The sequence below is a fragment of the Okeania sp. genome (assembly GCF_983059655.1).
Genome location: NZ_CEZPJD010000829.1, coordinates 1 through 3445, shown reverse-complemented (window position 1 = coordinate 3445; position 3445 = coordinate 1). Strand labels below are relative to the sequence as shown.

Sequence of the window (3445 nt, the reverse complement as noted above, 5' to 3'; positions counted from 1 at the left end):
ATGCTCGGTAAAGGTTTCACCACTAATCGCTGTACCCTCCAAATCTGCATCATTACAACCGTAAGGTATCAAATAATAATCCGGTGTTTCAATTCCATGGCCAGAGAAATAAGCGATCGCTGTATCATCCTCTCCTGTGGTTTCAGCTAACCAACTCAAAGCAGATAGAACATTAGTACGATTTGCATTTTCTTCTGTTAGTAAACGCACTTGTTCAGTAGGATAGGCGCAACGAGATGGATCGCGCAATAGATTTGCAACAGCAGTAGCATCATCAACAGTGACTGGCAAATCACCACCTACTCCGACAACAACAGCGTATCCTTGTTTGAAAAATTGGGACATAATTTTCCTTTCTACCAAGATTGAAAATACGATTATACTGGCTTTGATGATATTATAGAACCCCTAAGCGTATCTTTTCTTGAAATACAAAAGCTTCAGGAAAGCTGTTTTAAGGAGTCTAACAACTATAAGGGTTCAGGAAACCAAAAAATCATGAAAAATGACTGCCATAATCATCAAATCCAGATGGGTATTGGATTTATAACCTGTTAAATAGATCCCAAATGGCTTCTAAGGGTTCAAGAGACCAAAAAATCATGAAAAATGACTGCCATAATCATAAAGCCCAGATGGGTATTGAACTTATAACTTACTAAATAGACATCTGGTAAAAATCCAAAATAAAATCAATTCTCACACATAAATTATCAATTATTTCTTCCTACTGCCTACAGCAAAGCTGCCTACTCCCTCTTTTCTGGAGATGTCTAATAGATACCAAATGGCTTCTATAACTGATTTGACATCCTTTCCGGCCTGAAGGCGTGGAGATTCCTACTGATCTCTTCCCTCTTCCTTACTGATAACTGATAACTGATGACTGATAACTGAAATAGCCAACTATAACCAATTACCAACAAGAATAAATGATGACCAATAATAGGGTTGATCGTAATCTGCATTTTGTTCTATTTCTCCTTTGATAAATCTCATTTGAACTTGACGCAGTGCTTCCGCTTTTCTAAGTTGTGAACTACCAGACTGCAATAATTCTTGATAAAACTGTTTCATTAATTCAGCTGTAGAAGCATCATTAACATTCCATAAACTCCCTAAAACACTACGAGCGCCTGCCCTAATGGAAACTCCTGCCAAACCCAATGCTGCTCGTGTATCTCCCAATGCTGTCTGACAAGCACTTAAAATTAATAATTCGATCGCTCGCTCCGATGGTGTCAAATTCCTAGTCTGAAGCAGTAAGTCTAAATCTCGAACATTAATACGTTCGTCCCACCCTAAAATGAAGGTATCATCTGGATTAGAACTAAACTGGCCGTGAGTTGCAATATGGATGATGTTAAAAGGTTCAGAATTAACCTGAGCTTGAATGTTAGTTTTCGTGAATTTTTCATCTGCTAATTTCTCGGATTTTGGTACAGTTTTTTCAATAGCTTCCAGTTCCTGTTGAATATTGGGTAAGGAACTAAAACCCTCCAATTCATAACTAGGTGCTTTTTTACTTGTTCCGGCAGTTAATACTCGTAGCTGCTCTTTTAATAAGGGTTTGGGATTAACTAATTGCAAACCCGGTACTACTGCAATTGCATATCTTTCCACGAGATAACGTTCGCGATCGCTATCATACAATACAGACATGGGAAAATTTCTGAGTAACCCATCCAAGACAAAAACTAGGGTTTTGATTTGACTGGTATCATGTTCTAAATCGATTTCCAAATCCGCTTCAAAGGGTTTAATTAACCACTGATAAAGTTGATTAGATGGCAACTTTACTTTGCTGCTTTCTCTTATAGTTGTAATGTTTGCTCTAAGATTAAATAAGGTATCCTGAAATTGTGCTGCAAAGTTTTTATCGCTCACTGAAGCATAACGAAAGTTGTCAGTTCCCGGCAATTTGAGAATAACACTCAATTGATTGTCTAACAATATTGGATAAATAAATGCTGCATTTTTATCAATTTCATCGATATTAATATCCTCAGTATTGACGCAAGCATTTTGGAAAAAATTATCTAATTCTGCTAATTGTAGAGATTCAATTACCTTCTGAGCTGCTTTTATATTAGACAATTTTGGTTGAGTTGAACCAAGTTCAGGCTGAAGTAATAATGCTACGAGTTTTCTGTATAAAGGTTCAATACTTGCCCGAAAATCAAACTGAATATCTCTATTTAAAGCTACCAAATTGCGTCGTAAAACTTGCAGGGTATTAAAAGCAGATTTGTAAGCTAAAAGTGCTTCTGAGGAATTTCCTTGTTGGAGAAAAATATCTCCCAATTGTTCTTGGAGTTGATAAGCAATATCTGAAGCAGAGATTTTTTGAGCGATCGCCAAGGCTTGATTTGTCAAATTAAGTGCATTTTCTAGTTTTCCCATGTTTTGATACAATTTTCCTTGAATTCCAATGGCATAAGCTTCTAAACGATAATTATGGATAATTTTTGCTTGTTGAGTTGCTCGATCGAGGAATTGTTCATTAATAGTATTTGGTAGAGTTAATTCGGCAAAATTAGTCTGTAGTTGAGCTAAAGTTGATTTGGCATTTATTTGCTCAAAATTCATCAAACTTTCTGCTAATTTAATTGTTGCTTGAATTGAATGAGGAGAGGGATTAATTTGATGTAAAATTTCAATAATTTGAGGTAAAGTATCAATCTGAAATTGTACATGAGGTTGCAGCCAATTATCGCCTGAATTATTTTGCCGTTGCCTGTTTAATTCAAGTAGCAGACTAAGATGATTAATAGTTGCCTGAATTTTAATTAATTCTTCATCAGAAACAGTCACCGCTTTTTCATAATAAGATAAACCTTGAATAATTGCTTGTTTTTCTGCTTTTCCTCTGAGCTTAAAATTAGCAATACCTTGAGCTTGAGAAAGAATTGTATTTCCTAAATTGAGCAATAATTGACCCTCAAGATTTTGAGAATTTACCAATGGAAAACTAGCTTCTAAAACCTTTTGAGATAAAGCCAATTTACCCAGTATGCGCAATCCATTTCCCAAACTTTGTAGACCTTGAAAATTTAGATTAGTATTTGATGTATTAAATATTGATAAAACAGTTTGTAGGTCACTTTCGGTCAAGCGTTCACATTGTAAATCATTGCCAAATGCTTGTAGCACAGTATCACAGGAACGTCTATAAAATCCCAGACTTGTTAATGCTTGAGCTTGATTAACTTGACTTCTAATTTCGCCAATACGATCGTTATTTTTCCGATAAATAACTTCTGCTTGTTGCCAAACTTCCAATGCAGCTTCCGCCCTTCCCTGCTGTAACAATTGGACTCCTTGTTGAATTAAACTAGAAGGAGAAGATTGTGCTAAAATGGGAGATAAAAAATTAATTCCCAGACTGAGACAAAAACTAAATAGAGCGATCGCTATCCACTGTAATATCCCGATCTTTAGTCTA

Annotated in this window: 2 protein-coding genes; both read right to left on the bottom strand. The window is 35.8% G+C overall.

The features are described 5' to 3' along the window. On the bottom strand, positions 1 to 345 hold a 345-nt coding region (locus AC3DU7_RS29005; protein ID WP_488042723.1), incomplete at its 3' end, for a caspase family protein. Positions 346 to 906: 561 nt separating this feature from the next. Beyond that, on the bottom strand, positions 907 to 3445 hold a 2539-nt coding region (locus tag AC3DU7_RS29000), incomplete at its 5' end, for a CHAT domain-containing protein (RefSeq protein ID WP_488042722.1).